Source organism: Burkholderia ubonensis (assembly GCF_902833085.1).
In the GTDB taxonomy this organism is placed as follows: domain Bacteria; phylum Pseudomonadota; class Gammaproteobacteria; order Burkholderiales; family Burkholderiaceae; genus Burkholderia; species Burkholderia ubonensis.
On the sequence record NZ_CADFEB010000001.1, the window covers coordinates 478,206 to 503,596 of the forward strand.

The 25,391-nt window shown below is 66.3% G+C and carries 16 protein-coding genes; 6 read left to right on the plus strand and 10 right to left on the minus strand.

Annotated elements, in window-relative coordinates:
* Positions 1–814: 814 nt before the first annotated feature.
* Complete coding sequence (locus HWX31_RS02050; protein ID WP_174963665.1) at positions 815–1,678, plus strand: crotonase/enoyl-CoA hydratase family protein; 864 nt, start codon at positions 815–817, stop codon at positions 1,676–1,678.
* A 39-nt stretch (positions 1,679–1,717) separates the two neighbouring features.
* Here the strand turns inward: HWX31_RS02050 and pdeR are convergent, their stop codons facing one another.
* From pdeR to HWX31_RS02070, 4 genes are all read right to left on the minus strand, one after another.
* On the minus strand, positions 1,718–3,721 hold the full coding sequence (gene pdeR / locus HWX31_RS02055; RefSeq protein ID WP_174963666.1) for a cyclic di-GMP phosphodiesterase: 2,004 nt from the start codon (positions 3,719–3,721) through the stop codon (positions 1,718–1,720).
* 661 nt (positions 3,722–4,382) lie between these two features.
* The gene (locus HWX31_RS02060; RefSeq protein WP_174963667.1) at positions 4,383–8,027 is read right to left on the minus strand and encodes a hydantoinase B/oxoprolinase family protein; all 3,645 of its coding nucleotides are present in this window, start codon (positions 8,025–8,027) and stop codon (positions 4,383–4,385) included.
* 149 nt (positions 8,028–8,176) lie between these two features.
* A complete protein-coding gene (locus HWX31_RS02065; protein ID WP_174963668.1) occupies positions 8,177–9,478 on the minus strand; it encodes an MFS transporter in 1,302 nt (433 codons plus the stop codon).
* 229 nt (positions 9,479–9,707) lie between these two features.
* Complete coding sequence (locus HWX31_RS02070) at positions 9,708–10,481, minus strand: putative hydro-lyase (protein ID WP_174963669.1); 774 nt, start codon at positions 10,479–10,481, stop codon at positions 9,708–9,710.
* Positions 10,482–10,688: 207 nt separating this feature from the next.
* Between HWX31_RS02070 and HWX31_RS02075 the strand changes: the two genes are divergently transcribed.
* The 4 genes from HWX31_RS02075 to HWX31_RS02090 all read left to right on the plus strand — a co-directional run bounded on the left by HWX31_RS02075 (position 10,689) and on the right by HWX31_RS02090 (position 17,943).
* On the plus strand, positions 10,689–11,621 hold the full coding sequence (locus HWX31_RS02075; protein ID WP_174963670.1) for a LysR family transcriptional regulator: 933 nt from the start codon (positions 10,689–10,691) through the stop codon (positions 11,619–11,621).
* Between the two features lie 448 nt (positions 11,622–12,069).
* Positions 12,070–15,924: a type VI secretion system Vgr family protein gene (locus tag HWX31_RS02080; RefSeq protein WP_174963671.1), complete on the plus strand. Its 3,855-nt coding sequence runs from the start codon at positions 12,070–12,072 to the stop codon at positions 15,922–15,924.
* Between the two features lies 1 nt (position 15,925).
* Positions 15,926–16,756, plus strand: a complete 831-nt coding sequence (locus tag HWX31_RS02085; protein ID WP_174963672.1) for a hypothetical protein — start codon at positions 15,926–15,928, stop codon at positions 16,754–16,756.
* A 203-nt stretch (positions 16,757–16,959) separates the two neighbouring features.
* Positions 16,960–17,943, plus strand: coding sequence for a hypothetical protein (locus HWX31_RS02090; RefSeq protein WP_244143617.1), 984 nt, complete (start codon positions 16,960–16,962; stop codon positions 17,941–17,943).
* Here the strand turns inward: HWX31_RS02090 and HWX31_RS02095 are convergent.
* The 6 genes from HWX31_RS02095 to HWX31_RS02120 all read right to left on the minus strand — a co-directional run bounded on the left by HWX31_RS02095 (position 17,862) and on the right by HWX31_RS02120 (position 24,220).
* On the minus strand, positions 17,862–18,188 hold the full coding sequence (locus tag HWX31_RS02095; RefSeq protein ID WP_174963673.1) for an antibiotic biosynthesis monooxygenase family protein: 327 nt from the start codon (positions 18,186–18,188) through the stop codon (positions 17,862–17,864). The two genes, HWX31_RS02090 and HWX31_RS02095, sit on opposite strands and share 82 nt — an antisense overlap.
* A gap of 64 nt (positions 18,189–18,252) precedes the next feature.
* Complete coding sequence (locus HWX31_RS02100; protein WP_174963674.1) at positions 18,253–19,239, minus strand: YkgJ family cysteine cluster protein; 987 nt, start codon at positions 19,237–19,239, stop codon at positions 18,253–18,255.
* Positions 19,233–20,039 (minus strand): MetQ/NlpA family lipoprotein, encoded by an 807-nt coding sequence (locus tag HWX31_RS02105; protein ID WP_088505948.1) that lies wholly within the window; start codon positions 20,037–20,039, stop codon positions 19,233–19,235. The genes HWX31_RS02100 and HWX31_RS02105 overlap by 7 nt, the downstream gene beginning before the upstream one ends.
* Positions 20,040–20,104: 65 nt before the next feature.
* Positions 20,105–21,148 (minus strand): formylglycine-generating enzyme family protein, encoded by a 1,044-nt coding sequence (locus HWX31_RS02110; protein WP_174963675.1) that lies wholly within the window; start codon positions 21,146–21,148, stop codon positions 20,105–20,107.
* Between the two features lie 10 nt (positions 21,149–21,158).
* Positions 21,159–23,108, minus strand: a complete 1,950-nt coding sequence (locus HWX31_RS02115) for an arylsulfatase (RefSeq protein ID WP_174963676.1) — start codon at positions 23,106–23,108, stop codon at positions 21,159–21,161.
* Between the two features lie 170 nt (positions 23,109–23,278).
* On the minus strand, positions 23,279–24,220 hold the full coding sequence (locus tag HWX31_RS02120) for a LysR family transcriptional regulator (protein ID WP_174963677.1): 942 nt from the start codon (positions 24,218–24,220) through the stop codon (positions 23,279–23,281).
* Between the two features lie 119 nt (positions 24,221–24,339).
* Here HWX31_RS02120 and HWX31_RS02125 point away from each other — a divergent pair, with 119 nt between their 5' ends.
* A complete protein-coding gene (locus HWX31_RS02125) occupies positions 24,340–25,359 on the plus strand; it encodes a zinc-dependent alcohol dehydrogenase family protein (protein ID WP_174963678.1) in 1,020 nt (339 codons plus the stop codon).
* Positions 25,360–25,391: the final 32 nt, after the last annotated feature.

Genomic DNA, 25,391 nt, shown 5'->3' on the forward strand with positions numbered 1-25,391 from the left:
GCCGTCGAGTGCGCGGTCCGGCCGGAAGCGAATGTTGGCCGATACCGGGCGACCCTGGCAAGCTCCGGCAGCGGCGAAGGCCATGGCGGCGGCCGGAAAGCGCGGCGGCGGGCCCGTCGCGCCGATGCGCCGAAGCGCGGCGATCGGTGAATACCCTGCCCCGGCGCTCGACGTGCGGTTGCGCCGGCCTCGCGATCGAATCGGGCCGCGCGCATCGCGACATCCTGACAATCACGTTGCATCGACAAGCGAATCCCTCTGCATGACGAACGACACCGCCGTCGCATCGCGTCTTTCCGCTTGCGATTGCCGATACCGCAAGCAATATCGGAACGCCATTCTCACGCGCACTCGCGCGCGGCCGCGCGGAATTCGGTCGTAAAGACGTCCACACCGCGTCGCCGCGAGCGAAATATTCGAGAAACGCTTTCAAGCGAAATACCGGCGCTGCCGTCCGGCATGCCGCGCATCGCCCGCGTGCCGGCGCGCGCCCGCGCCGCATCAATCATTCAGCAGACGAAACGATTGCGCGCCGTCGGTTCGCGCGATCTCCACCGGAAATTCGTAAAAAATCGTGTGTCGCCCATGACGCCCCATTCGCGCATCCATTCGACCGCACCCACCCGAAATGCCATTTGCTTTCACCCTCGAAAAACACGCGTTTAAGCGGTACACCCGACGTATCCGGCGATTTCGCGCGCGCAACAATGACGATGCCGCGCGACCGTGTGCCATGCGGCCGTCTGCCATTCGCATGGATCGGTTACGCGGCGTTTGACCAACGCCAATCACTTAACTAATCGAGGACACATCCATGCAACTCCAATCACACCCCGCATGCCGGCCGTTCCACGAAGCCGGTGAATTGACGCAACTCGTGGCCTACTATGAAGAAGGCCGCAACGTCATGTGGATGATGCTTCGCTCCGAACCGCGGCCGTGCTTCAACCAGCAACTCGTGACCGACATCATCCATCTCGCGCGCGTCGCACGGGAGACCGGGCTGCCATTCGACTTCTGGGTGACGGGCTCGCTCGTCCCCGAGCTGTTCAACGTCGGAGGCGACCTGAGCTTCTTCGTCGACGCGATCCGCAGCGGCAGGCGCGACCAGCTGGTCGCGTATGCGCGCTCCTGCATCGACGGCGTCTACGAGATCTACACGGGCTTCGGCACCGGCGCGATCTCGATCGCGATGGTCGAGGGCAGCGCGCTCGGCGGCGGTTTCGAGGCCGTGCTCGCGCACCACTACGTGCTCGCGCAGAAGGGCGTGAAGCTCGGCTTCCCCGAGATCGCGTTCAACCTGTTCCCGGGGATGGGCGGCTACTCGCTCGTCGCGCGCAAGGCGCACCGGCGCCTCGCGGAGGAACTGATCGCGAACGGCGAGCCGCACGTCGCCGAGTGGTACGCGGATCACGGCCTCGTCGACCAGACGTTCGAGGCGGGCGACGCGTTTATCGCGACGCGCACCTTCATCGACGTGCTGCGGCCGAAGCTGAACGGCGTGCGCGCGATGCTGCGCGCGCGTCAGCGCGTGTTCCCGCTGTCGCGGTCCGAACTGATGGACGTCACGGAGGACTGGGTGCGGGCGGCGTTCACGATCGAGCCGAAGGATCTCGCGTACATGGAACGCCTCGTGATGCTGCAGAACCGGCGCGTGTCGAAGCTGCGCACGGTGTGATGCCGGCCGTCGCGTGACGGCACGGCATGACGGGAAAGTTCAGGCGATGAGCCTGAACTTTCTCTTTTCGGTGAGCCACTGCTCGAACGCCTGCGCGGCCATCGGCCGCGCGAAGTAGAAGCCCTGCGCCTGGTCGACGTCGATCTGCTTGAGAAAGTCCGCTTCGGCGCGCGTCTCGACGCCTTCGGCCACCACCGAGAAATTCAGCGCGCGAGCCAGCGCCACCACCGAGCGCACCAGCGCCTGCGAACGCGGATTGCGGTCGATGCCGGTGATGAAGCTGCGGTCGAGCTTGATCGTATCGAGCGGCAGGCGCGACAGCTGCGACAGCGACGAATAGCCGGTGCCGAAATCGTCGAGGTGGATCTCCGCGCCGAGCAGGCGGAACTGCTTCATCAACGCGAGCGCCGCGCCTTCGTCCTCGATGAAGCAGCTTTCGGTCAGCTCGATGTCGAGCAGGCCCGGCTTCAGGCTCGCGTCGTCGAGGATCGTTGCGAACTGGTGCACGATGTTCAGGTCCTGCAGCTGCCGCGCGGACACGTTGATCGCGATGCGCGTCTCGAGCCCCTTCGCCTTCCACGCGGCCGCCTGCTCCGCCGCGGTGCGCATCACCCAGCGCCCGAGCGGCGCGATCAGCCCGGATTCCTCCGCGAACTGGATGAACTCGATCGGCGAGACGAGCCCGCGTTCCGGCGACTGCCAGCGGATCAGCGCCTCGACGCCGTGCACGTCGCCCGTCGCGAGGTCGACGACCGGCTGGTAATGCAGCACGAACTGCTCCTCCTCGAGCGCCTTGCGCAGGTTCGTGTCGAGCCACATGTACTTCGCGACCTTCTGGTTCATCTCCACCGAGAACACGCGATACGTGTGCTTGCCGGCCTCCTTCGCGACGTACATCGCGGTGTCGGCGCTGCGGATCAGCGTTTCGAGCGTGTCGCCGTGCTGCGGATACATCGCGATGCCGATCGAGCAGCTCGTATACACCTCCATCAGCCCGAGATGGATCGGCGTGCGCAGCCGCTCGAGGATCACCTGCGCGGTCGCCTCCAGCAGCGGGCGCGTGCCGCGCGAGAACAGCACGAGGAATTCGTCGCCGCCGAGGCGCGCGAGCGTCGCGTTCTCCGGCAGGCAGCCGGCGATGATCGTCGACACGTCCTTCAGCATCCGGTCGCCGGTGATGTGCCCGTAGTGATCGTTGACGCGCTTGAAGTTGTCGAGATCGAGGAACAGGATGCCGACCTGCAGCAGGTTTTCGCCGGGGTCGCCGGCCAGCACGGCCTTGATCTGCTCGCTGATCGCATGGCGGTTCGGCAGGCCCGTGAGCATGTCGGTGTTCGCGAGCTCGATGAGCCGCTGCTGCGCCTTGCGCTCCTCGGTGATGTCGATGCCCGAGCAGATCAGGAACTGCTCGTCGACGCCGCTGCCGCTCTGCACGAACTTGTTGCGGAACTGGAACAGGCGCGGGCCGTTGATGGTGTTGATGTAGCGCTCGACCGAGAACGGCTTGTTGCTCGAGAAGAAGCCGTTGATGTTGGTGCGCGATTGCGCGCCCTGGTCCTCGCTCATGAACAGCTCGAACGCGCTGCGGCCGATCACGTCGACTTCGCGCCTGCCGGTCACTTCCTCGCACAGGCGGTTGAAGCGCTGCACGATGCCGTTGCGGTCGAGGATCACGACGAGCGAATTGACTTCGGAGACGACCTGCTCCGCGAACGCGAGGCCGTGCGCGAGATCGGCGGCGACCGACTCGGTGTCCGAATACGCGCACGCGGTGCCGGCCCAGTCGGTCGTGTTGAGCCGCCGGCCGACGAGGTGGAGGCTGACCGGGTCGCCGAACAGCGTGATGTCGAGCACGAGGTGGGAGGTTGCGCCGGTCAGGGCACGAATCCGCGCGGCCTGCCCGGCCGTCAGCGCCACGCTGATGTTGGTCAGGCCGCGGACGGCGGCCAGCTCGAGCGCATTGCTGTCGCTGCCCAGGCGCCAGCACGGGCTGCGCGTGCCGAAGTGCGCCTCGAGTACCGCGCTTTCGTTTTCGTCATCCATGGACGAGCCCCGACCAAAAAAACGCTCAGTTTAGACGAGGCCCCCCCATCCAATCGCGTGCGCGGACGCCCGCTACGGCGCCCGACGGTTCGACTGGGGTCGCGGCCCTCGCCCCGTTTTTTGCTCCAGACAATTCCGAACCCGCGTCCGCGCGTGTCGTGCGCGGGTTCTGCCAGACGAATGATGGGCTCATCTTATCAAATGAAGGACGGAATTTGCAGTCACACAATTCTCACAGAGTGTCAAGCAAGCGGCCGCCGTGTCGGCGTTGGCAACAGTTGCCTGTGTCGCGTCGGAAAACGGCATGACCGGGCTCGCGAGAGCGGGTTGCAACCGCGCGTCGAACGCAGGTTGCGACGCGCCCGGCGTGACTTCGCCGGCAATTCATCGTTGCTCGAACCGGTTCCGCGATGAATACGCGATCAGGGTCGGAACGTTACGGCGATGCGTTGCGCCGAACCGACATTCCGTCCCTGTCATCCGCGTTCGTCGAACTTGTTCAGGAATGTTTCGCAATGCTGGCGCCGGTCGTCGCACGCATTTCGTCACCGATGAACGCACTTGCGCCGCACCGCGAAACATTCCGGACTGCAGGGCATTTCCGCGCGCCGAATGAATGAACCGCTTGCTTCATTGCGCGCACGCCCGTCGAAACGCACGGTCATTCGGCATCCATCGCGCCGTACCCGCCGCCGCCCGGCGTCTCGACGACGAACACGTCGCCCGGCGCCATCTGCGCGCGGCCGATGTGGTCGAGCGTTACGACGGTGCCGTCCGCGCGCTCGATCGCATTGCGGCCGGGCGCGCCCGGCGCGCCGCCCGCCGCGCCGAACGGCGCGTGAATGCGGTTGTTCGACAGGATCGACGCGGTCATCGGCTCGAGGAAGCGAATCCGGCGGATCGCGCCGTTCCCGCCCGGCCAGCGTCCGCCGCCGCCCGATCCCGCGCGGATGCGGTGCGAATCGAGCCGCACCGGATAGCGCCATTCGAGCACCTCGGGATCGGTCAGCCGCGAATTCGTCATGTGCGTCTGCACCGCGTCGGCGCCCGCGAAACCGTTTCCGGCGCCGCTGCCGCCCGCGATCGTCTCGTAGTACTGGTATTGCGCGTTGCCGAACGCGAAGTTGTTCATCGTGCCCTGGCTCGACGCGACGCGGCCGAGCGCGCCGTACAGCGCGTTGGTGATCGCCGACGACGTCTCGACGTTGCCCGACACGACCGCCGCCGGATACTCGGGGTTCAGCATCGAGCGCGCCGGCACGATCACCGTCAGCGGCTTCAGGCAGCCCGCGTTCAGCGGGATGTCGTCGCCGACGAGCGTGCGGAACACGTACAGCACCGCCGCCATGCACACGGCCTTCGGCGCATTGAAGTTGTTGTCGAGCTGCGCGGACGTGCCGGTGAAGTCGATCTCGGCGCGGCGGGCGTCACGATCGACGCGGATCGCGACGCGAATCTCGGCGCCGTTGTCGAGCGCATAGCGGTAGCTGCCGTCCTGCAGCGCGCCGATCACGCGCCGCACCGCCTCTTCCGCGTTGTCCTGCACGTGCCGCATGAACGCGAGCACGACGTCCCGGCCGAACTGCGCGACCATCCGGCGCAGCTCGTCGACGCCCTTCCGGTTCGCGGCGACCTGCGCGCGCAGGTCGGCCATGTTCTGCTCGACGTTGCGCGCCGGGTAGCGGCCCGACGCGAGCAGCGCGCGCGTCTCGGCGTCGCGCAACACGCCTGCCGACACGAGCTGCCAGTTGTCGATCAGCACGCCCTCTTCGTCGATGTGGGTCGAATCGGGCGGCATCGAGCCCGGCGTCGTGCCGCCGATGTCCGCGTGATGGCCGCGCGAGCCGACGTAGAACAGCGGCTGGTCCGAACCGTCGGCGAACACCGGCGTGATCACCGTCACGTCCGGCAGGTGCGTGCCGCCGTGATACGGATCGTTGAGCATGTAGACGTCGCCGTCGCGCATGCGGCCGCGGTTGCGCTCGATCACCGTGCGAATGCTCTCGCCCATCGAGCCGAGATGCACGGGCATGTGCGGCGCGTTCGCGATCAGGTTGCCGTCGCCGTCGAAGATCGCGCACGAGAAGTCGAGCCGCTCCTTGATGTTCACCGAATACGCGGTGTTCTGCAGCCGCAGCCCCATCTGCTCGGCGATCGACATGAACAGGTTGTTGAAGATCTCGAGCCGCACCGGGTCCGCGTCGGTGCCGAGCGAGCGGCGCGTCGGCAGCGGCGTCGCGCGCGCCATCACGAGATTGCCCTGCGCGGTCATCCGCGCGCGCCAGCCCGGCTCGACGACGGTCGTGCCGTTCTTCTCCGCGACGATCGCCGGTCCGTCGATGACGTCCCCCGCCAGCAGCGCGTCGCGCACGTAGAGTGCCGCGTCATGCCACGCGCCGCCGGAGTAGAAGCGCACGGCCGCGTCGGCCCGCGGCGCGGCGCCGGCGTCGCGCGCCGCGAGCGGCGCGACCTCGACCGGCGCGTCGGAGCGGCCGATCGCCTCGACCGACGCCAGCTCCGCGACGAGCGGCGTGTCCGGCATCAGGAACGCGTAGCGCTGCCGGTAGGCGGCATCGAACGCCTGCCGCATCGCATCGACGCTGCCGGCCGGCACCGCGAGCGCCGAATCGGTGCCCTGGTAGCGCAGGTGCACGCGCCGCTCGGTCGCGATCCGCTCGGGCGGCACCCCCTGTTCGAGCAGCGCGCCGACCGCTTCGCCGCTCAGCTGGTCGAGCGTCGCGTTCAGCGTCGCGAGCGACGCGTCGGACAGCACCGCCTCGACCGCGCGCTCGCGCATCGCGGTTTGGTCGGCGAGCCCCATCCCGTAGGCGGACAACACGCCCGCGAGCGGATGCGCGAACACCTGCGTCATGCCGAGCGCATCGGCGACGCCGCACGCGTGCTGGCCGCCCGCGCCGCCGAACGTCGTCAGCACGTAGCGCGACACGTCGTGGCCGCGCTGCACGGAAATCTTCTTGATCGCGTTCGCCATGCTGCCGATCGCGATCTCGAGGAAGCCTTCGGCCAGCGCCTCGGGCGTCTCGCGCCGCCCGGTCGCGGCAAGGATCTCGTCGGCGAGCGCGTCGAACTTCGCGACGACGCCGTCGCGGTCGAGCGGCTCGTCCGCGTGCGGGCCGAACACGCGCGGGAAATAGCCGGGCTGGATCTTGCCGAGCATCACGTTGCAGTCGGTCACCGTCAGCGGCCCGCCGCGCCGGTACGCGGCCGGCCCCGGGTTCGCGCCCGCCGATTCGGGGCCGACGCGCAGCCGCGCGCCGTCGAAGCTCAGCACCGAGCCGCCGCCCGCCGCGACCGTGTGGATGCTCATCATCGGCGCGCGCATCCGCACGCCGGCCACTTGCGTCTCGAACACGCGCTCGAACTCGCCGTTGAAGTGCGATACGTCGGTCGACGTGCCGCCCATGTCGAAGCCGATCACGTGATCGAAGCCCGCGACGCGCGCGGCGCGCACCATCCCGACGATGCCGCCCGCGGGGCCGGACAGGATCGCGTCCTTGCCCTGGAACGCGTCGGCACGCGTGAGGCCGCCGCTGCTCTGCATGAACTGCAGGTTCACGCCCGGCATCTCGTGCGCGACCTGCTCGACGTAACGGCGCAGGATCGGCGACAGGTATGCGTCGACGACGGTCGTGTCGCCACGCGACACCATCTTCATCAGCGGCGACACCTCGTGCGACGCCGATACCTGCGTGAAGCCGATGCGGCGCGCGAGCTGCGCGAGCGCATGCTCGTGCGCGGTGTGCCGGTAGCCGTGGATCAGCACGATCGCGAGCGCGCGGATGCCCGCGTCGTACACCTGCCGCAGCGCCGTTTCCGCGGACGCGAGATCGAGCGGCTCGACCACGTCGCCGTGCGCGCCGACCCGCTCGTCGATCTCGACGACCGTCTCGTACAGCGCGTCGGGCAGCACGATGTCGAGGTCGAACAGGCGCGGCCGGTTCTGGTACGCGATGCGCAGCACGTCGCGCAGGCCGCGCGTGGTTGCGAGCGCGGTGCGCTCGCCCTTGCGCTCGAGCAGCGCGTTGGTCGCGACCGTCGTGCCCATCTTCACCATCCCGACGCGCTCGGGCGTGATCGGCTCGCCGGCCGCGAGGCCGAGCAGGTGGCGGATGCCGGCGACGGCCGCGTCGCGATACTGCTCGGGGTTCTCGGACAGCAGCTTGTGCGTGGTCAGCGAGCCGTCGGGCCGGCGCGCGACGATGTCGGTGAAGGTGCCGCCGCGGTCGATCCAGAATTGCCAGCGGCGCGCGTCGGAAGGAACGGAAGAACTGTGTCGGGTCGTCATGGCGATGGAATCACTGTGTCGTGGGTTCGTGAATCGGAGGACGAGCGCCGTCCGCGCGGCGCGCGCTCACGCGCGTCGCGGCAGGCATCGTCGGGAATGGAAAGCGAGGTGCGCTCGCGCGGCGCGCACGCCGCGCCGCAGCGCCGGCGTCAGGCTTGCTCGAGCTCGCGGCCGCGGGTCTCGGGCAGCGTCAGCGCCGCGACGATCATCACGCCGTAGGCGGCGACCGCGAAGATGCCGATGCTCGCGCCGAGGCCGTAGTGCTTCGACAGCGCGCCGATCAGGAACGGGAACAGCGCGCCGACCGCGCGGCCGACGTTGTAGCAGAAGCCTTGGCCCGAGCCGCGCACGCGGGTGGGAAACAGTTCGGTGAGGAACGCGCCCATCCCGGAGAAGATGCCCGATGCGAAGAAACCGAGCGGGAAGCCGAGCCACAGCATCGACGTGTTGGTCAGGTGCAGCGACGTATACGCGAACGCGATCGTCATCGAGCCGAGCGCGAACAGGATGAAGTTCGGCTTGCGGCCGAGGCGGTCGGTCAGGTAAGCGCTCGCCAGGTAGCCGACCCACGAGCCGACGATTATCGTCGCGAGGTAGCCGCCGGTGCCCATCACCGTCAGGTGGCGTTCGGTCTTCAGGAAGGTCGGCAGCCACGTCGTGATCGCGTAGTAGCCGCCCTGCGCGCCGGTCGTCAGCAGCGCCGCGCGCAGCGTCGTCGTCAGCAGCTTCGGCGCGAAGATTTCCGTGAGACGCGGCGCATCCGCGACGCTTGCCTGCGCGGCCTTCTCCTTCTCGTAGACGTCCGGCTCCTTCACGTAGCGGCGGATCACGACGACGAGCAGCGCGGGCAGCAGGCCGACGAGGAACAGCCCGCGCCACGCATATTCGGCGGACAGCGTCGAGAACAGCAGCGCATAGAGCAGCGCCGAGAGCCCCCAGCCGATCGCCCAGCCCGACTGCACGAGGCCGACCGCCTTGCCGCGATCGCGCGCGCGGATCACCTCGCCGATCAGCACCGCGCCCGCTGTCCATTCGCCGCCGAAGCCGAAGCCCATCAGCGCGCGCGCCGCGAGCAGCTGGTGATAGTTCTGCGCGAGCCCGCACAGCCCCGTGAACACCGCGAACCACAGCACCGTGAGCTGCAGCGTGCGCACGCGGCCGATCCGGTCCGACAGGATGCCCGCGATCCAGCCGCCGAGCGCGGATGCGAGCAGCGTCAGCGTGCCGATGAAGCCTGCGTCCGCGAGCGAGATGCCCCAGGTCGCGACCAGCGTCGGGATCACGAACGACAGCATCTGCGTGTCCATTCCGTCGAGCATGTAGCCGACCTTGCAGCTCCAGAACGCACGGCGTTCGCGCGGCCCGGCCTCCGCATACCACGAGAAGAGGCCGCTGCGCCCGGCGCTCGCGGGGTCGGCGGCGGGGGGTGCCGTCAGGGTCTTGCTGTCCATGGTGTCGCTCCAGTCGAAGTGCGCCGAATGACTCGTCGAGCCGTCGTCGAGTCGTTGTCGGGTTGTCGTCATCAGCCGCCGGCTGCCGGGACGCGGATGCGCGTCGCCCTCCGGCCGGACGGATCGGGTTCGGTCACGGCGCGCCGCCGCGACGGGTTCGGGCGGGACGGCAGGTTCGCCGCCCCGCTTGGCCGCCCGATGCAGCCGCACCATGCGGCCGCATCGGGTGTCAAAACACCGCGAGCGACGCGTTCGTGATGTCGGTCATCAGCATGTGGCCCGGCGTATGCGCGATCGCGAGCGGCAGCTTCGCGTCCATCAGCGCGGTTTGCGGCGTGACGCCGCACGCCCAGAACACCGGCAGCTCGCCGTCGCGGATCGTCACCGCGTCGCCGAAATCGGGCGCGCCGAGGTTCTCGATCCCCAGTTCCCGCGGATGGCCGATATGGATCGGCGCGCCGTGCACGCCCGGGAACCGGCTCGTGATCTGCACCGCGCGGATCGCGTCCGCGCCGCGCATCGGCCGCATCGACACGACGAGCTGGCCGCCGAAGATGCCGGCGCGGCGGTTCGCGATCGACGTGCGGTACATCGGCACGTTGCGGCCCTCCTCGACGTGGCGCAGCGCGATGCCCTCGCGCGCCAGCATGTCCTCGAACGAGAACGAGCAGCCGATCGCGAACACGACGAAATCGTCTTGCCACAGCGCGTCGAGCGCGTCGACGCGCTCGGCGAGCCGGCCGTCGCGGTAAACGTTGTAGCTCGGCACGTCGGTGCGGATGTCGACGTCGCGGCCGAGCGCGTCGAGCCGAAATTCGCCCGGCTCGCCGACGCCGAGCAGCGGACACGCCTTCGGATTCGCCTGACAAAAGCGCAGGAAGTCGTGCGCGTACGCGTCGGGCAGGATCGCGAGGTTCGCCTGCGCGAACGGCCCGCAATGGCCGGCGGTCGGGCCGCGAAACGCGCCGCGGCGCACGGATTGGCGAAATTCGAAAGGCGTCATGGCGATCGGTGGCGGGTCGGGTTGTCAGGAGGATGACGATGCCGTGTCATCGGATACGGCGAAGAATAGGAAAGAAAAAAATGCGACGCCAACGAGTTTTTTTGCGGCCCGTGTATAGAATTCCTTAACAAGGAGCCGGGTTTTCCCCAGTCCCGTTCAATTTTCGTGATGGGCAAGCTGGCACGCTTCGCCGCCTTCCGGATCGTCATGAACACGCGTTTTCTCGAGACCTTCGTCACGCTCGCCGAGCTGCGCAACTTTCGCACCACCGCCGCTGCGCTGCATGCGACGCCGGCCGCGATCTCGCAGCGCTTGAAGGCGCTGGAAGAGGAACTGAAGACCGTGCTCGTCGATCGCGACAACCGCGAATTCCGCCTGACGCCGCACGGCGAATACCTGCTCGGCTACGCGAAGGCCGTCGTCGAGGCGACGCAGCAGTTGCAGGCCGCCGCGTCCGGCGAAAGCGCGCTGCGCGGCAAGCTGCGGCTCGGCGTGATCGAGACCGTCGTGCACAGTTGGCTGCCGCACTACATGCGCCGGCTCGCGGCCGACTGTCCGCAGCTCGAGATCGACCTGACCGTCGACGTCAGCGTCGTGCTGCAGCGCCGCCTGATGGCGGGCGAGCTCGACCTGATCATCCGCGTCGAGGGCAGCGACGAGGCGTCGGTCGTCTGCGACGCGCTCGCGAACTATCCGGTGCGCTGGATCGCGCGCGCGGGGCTGCTGTCGGCCACGCGCACCGGGCTGGCGCGGCAGGTGCTGCGGCAGCCGATCCTGACGTACGGGCGCGGCACCGCGCCGCATCGCGCGCTGGAGGACATCGTCCGAACGCTCGCGCACGCGCACGGCGTGCCGCTGTCGGAGACGCGCATCACGGGGTCGCCGTCGATCTCGGTAATCGTGCAGCTCGTGCGCGACGGCTTCGGCGTGGCCGCGATTCCGCGGCTGTTCGTCGACGCGCTGATCGAAAGCGGCGAGCTCGTCGAGCTGCCGCTGCAGCCGTCGCCGCCGTCGATCGTCGTGTCGATGTCGCGGCGGGTCGATGCGCCGAGGTTCGTGCACGGCGCGTCGATCGCGGCGCGCGCCGCGTGCCACGAGTATTGCGCGAAGAGCAACCGGCGGCTGGTCGAGGCGCTGTGACGCGGCGATCGCACCGACCAGTGTGAACAAGCGGGGCAAAGTGCACGACGGGCCGTCGGCTGGCCCGCAAGCGACAGAAGGCAAAAACGAATCACGCGTAACGGATTCAAGCTGAAACCGAAGCGAAATCCGCAATCGATTCCGAATCGATAAGACTCAACAAACTTGACAGCCGAAATATTAGGTTTTTCCCGATTACAAGAACGGGGGAGAATGGAACAAACGACTTTTGTTTAACAAAAATCAAAATCAGAAAAATCGTATTCATCCTATAGGCGACGCTGCATTTCCACGTTATCAATCTCGGCATATGTGACATGCGAGATCGTAGATGAGGAATGCATACGGCCATGAAATGGTCCGCCCGCGCGACCGGGCCGACAGCTATTGCTGCGGCAAAAGCCGTTGCAACATCGCCGCCATCGGCAAGTGAGCGAAGAGGAAATCAATGAGGACTCTTGCTCAGGCACGCACGCTGTCCATCTCCGGCGCAGCCCTGCCGACCTACGGAACGGATGCGCTCCCGGTATTCGTTCCCGTGCGGCTGCAAGCCACCGAAACGATCGGCCGTATCGACGATTGCCGCTATCTCGTCACATTGCGCACCGACGACGCGTATGCGTTTTCGCCCAGCCTCGCGGCGAATCACGATCTGGATAAGGTGGTCGGAACTGAAGTGACGATTTCGATCCGGCTCGACGGCAACGTGCATTTCACGCCGGGATTGGCTGGCAATGCCGGCCTCGGCAACCTCGGCGCGGGCGTGCGCGAAATCACCGCGCTGGTCGAGGCCGCACGGCTGGCCGGACAGGATCACGATTCGATTCTGTACGAGCTGGAACTTCGCCCGTGGCTCTATCGGGCGACGCTCACGCAGGACTGCCGCATCTTCCAGGAAATGACCGTCGTCGAAATCACCGACGCCGTGCTGGCCAGGTATCCGTACAGAGTCGACAAGCGCCTGGCCGGCGCATTCCGCGGGGTCTATCCGAAGCGCGACCTGCAGCGGCAGGCGTCCGAATCGGACTGGGCGTTCCTGCAACGCCTGTGGGAGGAATGGGGCATCTGGTGGTGGTTCGAGCATGACGACGGCCATCATCGTCTGGTCTTGTGCGACACGATGGGCGGCCACCCACCGCACGGCGCGGCCTATGAGACGCTGCGCTACCTGCCGCCCGACGGCAAGCGCATCGACGAAGAGCACATTCATGCGCTATCGGTGACGAGCCGCCTCACCGTCGGCCGTGTGACCGTGACGGACTACGACTACACGCAACCGCGTGCGAAGCTGGCGGTCACCGAAGCCAATCCGCGCGAGACGGCGAACGCCGACGGCGAAATCTACGCGTGGAGCGACTATAGTCAGCCGCTGGCAGGCGCACACGGTCTCGAGGGCGAACCGAACGAGACGGAGCGCGAAGCGAGCCATCTGGCACGCGTGCAACTCGAGGCGCAGCGCTGTGCCGGGCTGCGCGCCCATGGCGCGGGCAAGCTGCGCGGATTGAGCGTGGGCCGCACGTTCAAGCTGACGGGCCATCCGCAGCAGGCCGCGAACCGCGAATACGTGGTGGTGTCGTGCACGCTCGACATCGAGGAAATCGGCGATCGTGCCGGCCGCGCACAAACCTGCCGCGTCGACACGCAGTTCGAACTGCTGCCGGCAAACGAGCCGTTCCGGCTCACGCGCAGCGTCGGCAAGCCCGTGTTGAGCGGCCCGGAAACAGCCGTCGTCGTGGGGCCGGCCGGACAGGAAGTCTGGACCGACCAATACGGCCGGGTGAAGGTGCAGTTCGAGTGGGACCGTCAGGGCCGGCACGACGAGCATTCGGGAATCTGGCTGCGCGTGTTGTCGCCGTGGCAAGGCGTCGACATGGGCGCGACCTTCATTCCGCGGATCGGCCATGAGGTCGCGGTGATGCACTATCACGGCGATCCGGATTTGCCGGTGATTGTCGGCAGTGCCGTGAACGCATTCAGTCAGCCTGCGCTGGACCTGACGCACAATCAGGCCGTGTCGGTGATACGAGGCCGCGAGTTCCATGGCACGGCGTCCGGCCACGTGGCCATCGACGATACGCACGGGCAGATCCAGACGCAGATCGCCAGCGACGCGGGCGCATCGCAGCTCAGTCTCGGCAACCTTCGGCGCATCGTTCGGAAGACGGGCCGCGCCAACGCGCGCGGCAAGGGTTTCGACCTGCGCACCGACGATTGGGGCGTCGTGCGAGCGTTGAAAGGGCTGTTCGTCACGACGGACGGTCGACCGGGCGGCGCGGGTCATGCGAAGGATGTTCGCGAGGCTGTCGGCAGGCTGACGCAGGCGCAAGAACTGCAGGCGAGTCTGTGCCGGCTGGCGCAACGGCATGACGCGCAACGATACGGCGCCGACCAGAGCGACGTGGCGAAGGCGATCGACGCGCGCAACGCTGCGATCCGGGGCATGCCGTCGGGCGGGCCGGACGACTTCCCGGAACTGACGGAATCCGACATGGTGCTTGCCGGACCGACGGGCATCAGTCTGGCCGCCGGGCGCAGCGCCCATCTCGCCGGTAACGAGGACGTCGCGGTGACGAGCGGCCGCCACCTTGGCCTGGCGGCCGGCCGCTCGCTGTTCGCGAGCATCTCGCACACCTTCTCGCTGTTCGTGCACAAGGCGGGCATGAAACTAATTGCCGCCGCCGGCAAGGTGCGCATCGAAGCACAGACCGACGGGATCGACGTGACGGCCAGGCAGGCGGTCCGGATCACGAGTACGGTGGACAGCGTTCATTTGCACGCGGCGAAGGAGATCGTGCTGCATGCCGGCACGACGGAGGTACGCATCAGCGAGCAGGGTTATGTCGTGCGCACGGCGGGCGAACATACGGTCTATGCGGGCAGTCACCAGACTGACGCCGCGCAGTCGCGACCGATGCGCTTCCCGGTCACGCCCGACGAGCCCGGGCAGTTTGCCGCGCAGTTTGTGCTGATGGAGCATGCGAGCGGCTTCGCGCTGCCGAATCAACCGTATCGGGTCACGCTGGACGACGGGCGCGTGATCGAGGGGGTGAGTAACGCGCGTGGCGAAACGGACGTGGTGACGGGCCATGAGGTGACGTTCGGCATGGTCGAAGTGCTGGCCGCGAGCGACCCGGACAAGGTGATTGCCGTCAATCGGGCGGCCATCGTGCGCGACAACTCGATGCCCTACACCGCCAAGGCGCCGAACGCCGACAAGCGGACTACGACGATCAGGGGCAAGACGGTGAGCGCGCCGGAACAGGGGGCTACGTCCGAGAATCAGCGGGCGAGTTTTGCGACCTGCGATCCGCTGAACTTCGGGTTGCGCTTTCATCATTTCATAAACGGGGCGAAACAGAGCGATGTGCCGGAAAATCGGTCGCGCAACGATGTCGTGTATCCGGTGACGAAAGCCTATACGGCAGCGATCAAGAACGCGCTCAACAGTATTCCATGGAGTCGATTCAGAATGGTAAGCGGTGGAATATCGAATGAATTGAAAGCTGCGCTTGGAGACGCTGTTGGAAATATATTAATAGGCGCTCTGGCTGCAGGGCCGTTTGGATTACCAGAAGGCAATGTTAACGATGCAACGCAGTCAAACGGAGCGATGCCAAACATTGACATTGTCAATGCGCAGCACGGGCAAGCCCGATACAACATGCGCACCGATGTCAGCGCATCATTCTCAACGAAATATTGGGTTATCGTCGTCGCTGAAGCGGAAATCAAAAAAATTGTCACCATATCAAATGATGCAAATACCCTAGACGGTCAACTGAAAGCATTAGCTGACACGCTTTATCACGAGGCACGGCATTGCCAGCAGATGTTTTGGATGGCCGCTCTACTTCAGCAGCACAAAAACGATTACGCAAAATTTTCCAAGATAATTAAAGTATACAAAGATAATTTGCCGGACGACATTTTTTCAACGATCGAAAAAATACAAATCCCTGATGACGAACGAGTTATCGTTGGGTTGCATCGAATGCTGGCATTTCACTACTACTGGATGATTTCTTATATCCAGAATCAAGTGGGTGGCGATTACGTCAAACCCGATGTGCCAATTGCACAGGCTGAAGTGTGCAAATTACTGAACGTGCCGCCTGAAACGGCGGCAAAGATGGCAAGTTTCGAGGAAGGTTACCGGAGCCACTTACATGAAGAAGATGCCTATGCGTGTGCAGGTGTGGTGCAAGATTATTGGAACCGTCCTGATCGCGCTTTCGTGTTCAATCCCGGCACTTGCACAGACAAGTATGTCGACGCCCTTAGAACCGTCGGCGCAAGGAGTTGACATGACGAGTCAAGCTGATGAACAACAGGCGATGGTGCACAGCATCCTGAGAACTGCTATGGCGATCCTGCGCGATGACAAGCCATTTAATCCAACGAGTATCGTATTCGGAAGAAACTTTGCGGCGAAGCCACACCCTCCCGCTGAAGGACGACTTTATCGCTACACTAATCCCGTCTTGCCATCAGCCACGATCGAGTTCTCTACCGGCGATGACCCGGAAGATTACAGTGTCGATCGTTCGCAGGTGAAGATCGTCCCAGCTGGAGTAAGAATTCTGCTTGACCCGATGATTGCCGATCTTCCGGATGCAGAAATCAAGCATCTTCTTCAACTTGAAGATTATTGGATAGACTATCAAGGCGAAAAAAATTATGGAAATGAAATAATGGGGCGCACGCCCGATGCCCCCAATTCCCAGACGTTTCGTTATCGAGCAAAAAATATCCCTGGCAGCAAATTTCCCGTCAACGTCGAACTATTTTATGCAAATCCGTTAGATGGGTCTTTTCCACAGATGCTAGGCGAAATCAGAATAAAACGCGACTACAAGTTTTTATCACCCGAGGAACGCGGACAACGCCGTCTCGAACAGCAGCTGGAAAAGCGGCAGAAGTATGGCGAAATGAATCTGCACACCGGAATGATTTGTCCAGAAACAGGTATTTGGGAAGGGTGGTCGGATACCGGGCCAACAGATCTGCTGCTTGTTCACGCTGGTAGAAAGTTTCCCGAGGTACGAATCGTCCATTTTCGCGAGCAATGGTATTCCCCTCGTGCTCCGGGGCGATGGATGTGGCTCAAGGACGATTCGGAGCGGGGACAAGGTTGACCGAAGGCACAACTGACACATTGGACGTCGAGACTTGGTGTTTGAAGGCTACCAGGGCCAGTTACATGAAGAGGATATTCACGAAATTACGTAAGTGGGGCATGTCAATAGGAGCAGCTTTGATCGCGCTCTCGTGCGCAGTCCCGACACTCGCACAGCAGACTACGCCTCTGCCCTTAGAGCCGCCAGCGCTAGGAGTTGACATGACGAATCATGCTGACGAGCAACGGGCGATGGTGCGCAGCATCCTGAAGGAGGCGATGGCGATCCTGCGCGATGACAAGCCATTTGATCCATCGCATATTTTCTTTGGCCGAATTATCGATGCTGATTCGCACCACCGATTGGAGGGGCGGCGTTATCTTTACGCCAGCCCGATATCACCCTCAACTAAGATTTCATTTTCGACATTCGACGATCCAGAAGATTACAGCGCTGATCGTTCCAAGGTGAAGATTGTCCCAGGGGCGGCGAGAATTTTTCTAGATCCAATGATCACCGACCTACCCGATACGGAAATCAAAGCCCTTCTTCAACTGGAGGACTTTTGGGTTGATTCAGACGGCAATCGTGAATACGGTAACGAGATGATGGGTCGCACCCCAGACGCGCCAAACTTACAAGCCTTCCGTTACAGATCAAAAGACATCCCAGGCAGTAAATTTCCGGTTGATGTTGAGCTCTTTTATGCGAACCCATTGGATGGGTCTTTTCCACAGAAGCTGGGCGAAATCAGAATAAGACGTGCCTACACGATTTTGACGCCCGAGGAACGCCGAGAACGTCGCCTTGAAGAGCGCCAGGCAAAGCGACAGAAGTACGGGGAGATGAACCTGCGCACCGGCATGCTGTGTCCCGAGACGGGCTTATGGCAAGGATACGTCCACGGCTCCAGCGCGTGCCAATTTGTGATCCGGAAAGGGCAAAGATTTCCCGTAGTCCGCACATTAACGCCTAGCGAGGAACTCGAACAGCGCCGACGCAGCGAGTTCCTCGCAGGCCAGTGGATGTGGGTACGGGGAGAATACGACGATCCAGCCTGGTCGATGAAGGATCCGGAGTTTGACGCATGGACCGCGTCAAGGAATGCAGTCGCCCCCTCCACTCACCCCGCCTGCCCCCCAAGCGGCGGCACAAGCCTGCCGTCCCCGTACTCCCGGATCACCTTCGAAATGACAACCCGATAGCCGTCCAGCCAGCGCGCCTGCTTCGCCTTCGCTTCGAGGTGTGCGGGATGCCGGATCAACTGCTGCAGCGCCTCTTCCGATTCCCAGTAATAGACGTTCTGGATCAGCCCGGTCTCGGCGTTCTCCCACGTCTCCTCACCGAGATAGCCGGGCGTCGCGCGCGCCATGTCGGCGATCTGCCGGTCGAGCCGGTGGAACTCGTCGTCGTATTGCCCGGCGCGGAAAATGAAGGTGGAAGCGTACATCGAAGCCCCTCGGTAGTTATTTTGAACAAGCTTCGAGTTTAAGGCACGACGACCTCGACGATCGTCAGGCCGCGTTCCGGTCGAAATCGGGTCGATCGGCGAGCCACGTCTCGATGCGCGATGCATCGGCGCGCGGCGCGGCATCGTGCGCCGGCATCGCGGCCAGCGCCTGCCGCGCGCGCTCGAAAGCCTGCGCGAAGCCGCGCAGCTCGCGCGTCGCGGGCCGGTCGTCGGGCCGCCGGCGCGCGAGCGCCGCCGCGACGCTCGCATCGATCAACGCAAGCTGCGCGTCGATGAAATCGATGCACAACGCGCGGCACGGCGCGGAGATCGATGCGACGGCCAGCAGCACGGGCACGATCGACATCGTCAGGTAGCCGCCCGGCGCGAGCCGGGACAATGCTTGCCGCACCTCCTGCCCGCCATCGATCAGCGACGCGAACACGGCATCGCGCCACACCGCGCGCTCGAATACAAGCGCGTCGCGACACGCATCGAGCGCCGCGCGGTCGGCCACGCGCTCCGCCGTCACCAGCGGAATCGGCGACGAAGGTCCGACGGTAGACGACGCATCTCGCCCTTCAAGAATGCAGTTCGCGCCGAGCCAGACCGTTTCTTCCCGCCGCCCGGCAAGCACACGGGACTGCAACCGGTCCGGCAGCAGCGGATCGAGCGGCACCGCGCCGCAGATCGACGGCTTGTCCGCGTGCACGCTGCAGCGTCCGTCATCGGCGAGCGCGGGGCAGCGGCCGAGCGACGGATAGTCGTAGCCTTGCAGCGTCAACGCAATCCATTCGTCCCCCGCGCCGCCGCTGCGATGGAACAACGTGCTTGCGAGCGCATCGGCGGCCGATACGTCGTCCGCATCGAGCACGTGCTCGCGTCCGCCCGCGCGCCAGCGCTCGCCGATTCGCCGTTTCGCGATGCGGCGGATCGTCAGCGCGCCGACGAAACGCCGCCGATGCCGGAACAACTCGCGCAACGACAGCGTCGGCGCGCTGTTGCAGCAGCGTCCGCATGCATTGCAGGCGAGCAGGTAGGCGTCTACCACGGCCGCCGCACCGAATCCTGGTAGCGCATGAGAATGAAGCGCGCGACATCGTCCGAGTGATACGCGGCGACGAGCTGCGCGACCCACGCCTTCGCACGATCGGCGTCGCGCACGGCCAGCACGTTCGCATACGGCGAGCGCGCATCCTCGATGCCGATGCTGTCGCGCGCAGGTTGCAGGCCCGCGCGGGCGGCATCGCCGCTGTCGAGCGCGACGAACGCGGCCGTGTCGAGCGCGGCGACGAGGCGCTCGCCGCGCAGCGCGACGATCTTCAGGCCGAGACGGTTGCCCGTCACGTCGCGCAGCGACGCATGCAGGCCCGCGCGGTCGCGGAACGTCAGCAGCGTGTCGTTCTGCAACAGCACGAGCGCGCGCGCCATGCCGCGCGGGTCCGCCGGAATCGCGATCGTCGCGCCGGGCCGCAGTTCATTCAGGCTCTTGAGCTTGCGCGAATAAAGCGCCATCGGCAGCGTCACCGTCGTCGCGACCGCCGTCAGCGCGTACCCCTTCGCGGCGCGCGTCGCCGCGAGGCGCTGCGCATCCTCGAAGCTCGCCGCGTCGATGCGGCCGTCGGCCAGCGCGCCGTCGATGCGCGTGGCGTCGTCGAACACGACGACGTCGACCGGCAGCCCGCGCGCGGCAGCGACGCGCTTCACTTCGTCCAGGATCTCCGCATGCACGCCGCGCGTGACGCCGACGCGCACGGGCGCGCCGGCCGGCTCGACCGCGGGCGCCGCATGCGTCGCGCCGCACGCCAGCCACATCAGCACGGCAATCGAACGGCGCACACGCTCGTTCATCACGCGTGCGTCACGCTCGGACGGAGCCGGCCGCCACGCGGCGACGCGCCGGAACAATGTCCGCGTCACGACGCGTCCCTCAGGACCGTGCGGAACCCGATGTGCGACGCGGCGAGATCCGCCTCCTGCTGCTCGCGCGACGACGCGCGATAGCGGACGCAGTAATCACGCGAACACAGGAACGAGCCGCCCTTGATCACCATCGGCGTGTCGTGCCGGCGCGTCGGCGGCGCCACCGCCGCGGTGTCGCCGTTCGTGTGCGATTGATGCGGACCCGTGTAGACGTCCTTCGTCCATTCCCACGCATTGCCGATCATGTCGTAGAGCCGGAAGCCGTTCGCCGCGTAGCAGCCGACGGGCGCGAGCCCCGTATGGCCGTCCTCCGCGGTGTCGAGCACCGGAAACACGCCCTGCCAGTAGTTCGCGGCGGGCTTGCCCTGCGCGTCGCGCGGCGCGGCGTCGAGCGACGCGTCATCGCGCCCCGCCTTGCCCGCGTATTCCCATTCGGCTTCGGTCGGCAGGTCGCGGCCGAGCCAGCGCGCATAAGCAAGCGCGTCGCGCTGCGTGACCAGCGTGACCGGCAGGTTGCCGCGCCCGTCGACGTTGCTGCCGGGCCCGGTCGGATGCCGCCACGACGCGCCCCGCACCCACGACCACCACGCGAGGTCGCGCGCGTTCATCTCGTCGCGCGTCGGCACGTGGAACACCGCCGCGCCGCCCTGCCGTTCCGCATCGGTCACGTAGCCGGTCGCCTGCACGAACGCGGCGAACTGCGCGATCGTCACGTCGGTCTGGTCGATCCAGAAGCCGCCGACGCGCGTGCGGCCGTCGCCCGCCGGACGTTCGTCCGGATAGCCGCGCGTGCTGCCGAACACGAACGCGCCGCCGCGCAGATGCACCATCCCCGCCTTCGGATCGTCGCGCCAGTTCGCGGGCAGGCCCGCATAGCGCTCGCACTGCCGCTCGCTGCCGAGCGGCGCAAGCGGACGGCCACGATTCGCGTCGTCGAACCCGGGCGGCGGCGAAGCCGCCGGACGCGCATAGCCGGCCGCGAACGCCGCAACGAACAACGTGGCGGCCACTGCCGCGCCGATGATCCGGAACCGCATCGCCGCTTCCTCAGTAATAGCCGCGCGGACGCAGCGGCTCGACGCCGCCGACGTTGCCCATGTAGGCCTTCCACTGCTCGACGAGGCTCTGGATCAGCGACGGGTTCTGCGCGGACACGTCGGTCGTCTCGCCGCGATCCGACGCGAGATCGAACAGCTGCCAGTGACCGTCGAGCGGGCCGACCGGCGGCTCCGTCCACAGCGCCTTCCAGCGGCCGTCGGCGCTGCGCAGATACGCGCGGCCGTACGCTTCGTCGCCGAACGGCGTCGTGTGCAGTTCGCCCGTGTTCGCGCCGCTCAGCACCGGCAGCAGCGACTTGCCCGTCACCGGATACACGTAGCGGTTGTTGTAGATCACCTTGCCCTTGTTCTGGTCGACGCCCGTCAGCGTGTTGACGAGCGGCGGCGCCGGCTGCGACGGCGGCGTGACGCCCGCGACGTCGAGAAACGTCGCCGTGTTGTCGGTCACGTGCGTGAAGATCCGCAGCGTCGGCAGCGCCTGCTTCTGGCCCGGCAGGCGGACGATCGTCGGCACCGACACGCCGCCTTCGGCCGAGTAGCCCTTCGTCAGCCGGAACGGCGCCGCGCTCACCTCGCCCCAGCGCAGCCCGTATTGGAGCCGCTGCGCGTTCTGCTTGCCGTTGTCGGTGCCGAGCGCAGAATATACGGGCTCCTGAGCGTTCGCGGTGTCGGTTGCCGTCGGGTCCGCGCCGGAATCGATCGGCCAGCCTTCCGCGCCGTTGTCCGACTGGAACATGATGAACGTGTTGTCGTATTCGCCGATGTCCTTCAGATGCTGGATCAGCAGGCCGATGTTGTAGTCGAGGTTCTCGACCATGCCCGCATAGATCTCCATGTAGCGCGCCTGCGCCTTGCGTTCGGCGGGCGACAGGCTCGACCATAGCTTGTCGACCTTGCCGGGGCCGTAATCGCCGTAGCCGTCCGCCGCCGCATGCACGGCGCTGAGGTATTTCGCGCTCGCTGCGCCGTTGTTCGGCGTGGCCGGCGACGCGGCCAGCGTCTCGGGCAGCCCGTCGAACGGCTTGAAGTCGGCCGGGATCAGCCCGAGCGCCTTCTGCCGCGCGATGCGCGCATTGCGGATCGCGGCGTAGCCCGCGTCATACACGCCCGCGTACTTGTGCAGCCACGGATCGGGCACCTGCAGCGGCCAGTGCGGCGACGTGTAGGCCGCGTACGCGAAGAACGGTTTGCCATCCTGACGGTTCGAATCGATGTACGCGATCAGCTTCTGCGTATAGAAGTCGGTCGAATAGAACACGGCCGGGCTGCCGCCCGCGCCGCCCGGCTGGCCCGGTTGCCCCGGCTGCACGTAGCGGCCGTCCTCGGTGTAGTTCTTCGAGCCGGCGGGCTCGTGCGCGAAGTGATTGGTCGCCGCGCCGCCGAGCAGCACGTAGCTGCGCTCGAAGCCCCACTGGTCCGGCGTCTGCCCGCCGCCCGTCGTGCTGCCGACGATCCCCGAGCCGATATGCCACTTGCCGGCCATGTACGTGTGATAGCCGGCGTCCTTCAGCAGTTGCGCGACCGACAGCGCGCGGTCGTTCAAGTAGCCCTCGTAGCCGGGCAGCCCGCGCCGCTCGTCGGTCGGCGTGCCCATCGTGCCTTCGCCGACGAGATGGTGATCGGTGCCGGAAATCAGCATCGCGCGCGTAATGGCGCACACGGTGCCCGCATGATGATTCGACAGGATGCGCCCCGACTGCACGAGCGCGTCGAGGTTCGGCGTGTCGATCTCGCCGCCGAATGCGTGGATGTCGGAATAGCCGAGATCGTCGGCCATGATGTACAGGATGTTCGGGCGCTTCGCCGACGCGCCCGCGTCGGCCTGCGGCTGCGTACCGTCGACGTCGCCGCCGCACGACGCGAGCGTCAGCGCGCCGGCGAGCGCGGCGCAGATCAGGCGGAAGCGGGAAGCAGGCTGGGGCGCGGCGGGCTGGATCATCGCGGTATCGCTCGTTCGTCGGGATCGGCGATCTTAGCGTTGCCGCAGCGGGGGCCAAAGTCGGATTCGTCACATGCTAGTGGAACGACGGAATATGACGCGCCTGCGCACGGAAGGCATCGGCGGTATTGCGGGAAGCGCGGGCGGATGACGATCTTGCGGCGGCCCGCTCACCCATGCGCTCCGTGCCCGCCGTCGACGGACGAACTCCGCGCGAGCACGCGCGGAATCTCGTCGACGAGCGCGTCGATCGCCGCCCGCACCTTCGACGGCACCTGCCGCGCATTCGGCCGCACCGCGAACACTTCCGCGCTCCCCACGCTGTCGCTGTCCATCACGAGCGCGAGGCGGCCGTCGCGCAGATACGGCGCCATCAGCCAGCACGGCAGCCACGCGAGCCCCGCGCCGGCTGCGGCGGCGTCCGCGATCGCCTGCAGGTCGTCGAAGCGCAGGCGGGCGCTCACGCGAATCTCGTGCGCGTCGCCATCCGCGCCGACGATCCGCCACGGCAAGGCCTGCCCGCCGCGCGCGTAACCGATGCCGACGTGCGACGCGAGATCCTCGAACCCGGTCGGCCGGCCGTGTTGCGCCAGATAGGCCGGCGACGCGCAGATGCCCATCTGCTGCATGCCGAGCGGGCGGCAGACGAGCGCGGTCGTGTCGACGAGCGGACCGACGCGCACCGCGACGTCGAAGCCGTCGTTGACGAGATCCGCGACGCGATCGCTGAACGACATCTCGACCTCGAGCCGTGGATGACGCTCGACCAGCCGCCGCATGACCGGCGCGACGCACTGCCGGCCGAACAGCACCGGCGCGCTGATGCGCAGCCTCCCGGACGGCTCGCGGCGGCCCGCGTCGAGCGCGGCCTCCGTCTCGCCGAGTTCGGCCAGCACGCGGCGGCATTGCTCGTAGTACACGAGCCCTTCGTCGGTCAGGCTCAGGCGGCGCGTCGTGCGCTGCAGCAGCCGCACGCCGAGACGCCGCTCGAGCCGCGCGACGATCTTCGCGACGGCCGAGCGCGTCACGCCGATCCGCAGCGCCGCCGCCGCGAAGCTGCCCGACTCCACGACCTCGACGAACTCGGCGATGCCGCCAAGGCGATCGTCCATGCGCTGTTTCTCCTTATCGATTCGTTTCCATATTGGCGACAGTCAGTGGCCAAACTCTCTCCAATGCATCCACGCCGGCAACATTATCATGAGCCCGTCAACCACGAACAGGAGTCGACATGCAGGCATGGCAACTGAAACCCGGCGCCGGCATCGCCGGATTGCAGCGCATCGACGCGCCGCGCCGTCCGGTGGGCCCGAATGACGTCGTCGTGAAGATCCATTCGGCGTCGCTGAACTTTCGCGACCTGATGTTCGCGCGCGGCGACTACCTCGGCATCGGCGACGCACCGCTGATCCCGGTCGGCGACGGCGCGGGCGAGGTCGTCGAGACCGGCCGCGACGTCACGCGCTTCAAGCCCGGCGATCGCGTGATCAACACCTACTTCCCGCAGTGGCTCGACGGCCCGCCCACGCCGTCGAAGGTCGCGGGCTCGCCCGGCGCGCAGTTCGACGGCGTGCTCGCCGAGTATTTCGTCTCGGACGAAAACGCGCTGGTCGCGATCCCCGCACATCTCGACTACGACGAAGCGTCGACGCTGTCGTGCGCGGGGATCACCGCATGGAACGCGCTGTTCGCCGACGGCGGCGCGGCGCCCGGCTCGACCGTCGTGCTGCTCGGCACGGGCGGCGTGTCGGTCATCGCGCTGCAGCTCGCGCATGCGGCGGGCCTGCGTACGATCATCACGTCGTCGAGCGATGCGAAGCTCGAACGCGCGCGCCAGCTCGGCGCCGATGCGACGATCAACTATCGCGCGACGCCCGAATGGCAGCACGAAGTGCTGCGGCTCACCGGCGGCGCGGGCGCGGACATCGTCGTCGAGGTCGGCGGGCGGGACACGCTGCCGCGCTCGGTCGCCGCGACCAAAATGGGCGGCGTCGTGTCGGTGATCGGCGGGCTCAGCAGCTTCGCGGGGCCCGAGCTCGGCCTGCTGTCGCTGATCGGCGGCATCCGGCGGCTGCAGGGCATCATGGTCGGCAGCCGCGCGATGCTCGATGCGGTGGCCGGGCTCGTCGACGCGCGCAAGATCAAGCCGGTCGTCGATCGCGTGTTCGGCTTCGACGAGACGCCGGACGCGTATGCGTACCTGCAGTCGGGGCAGCACTTCGGGAAGGTCGTGATCCGGGTCGCCCGGTAACGCGCACGGCCGGGGCCGCGTGGCGGCGCCGA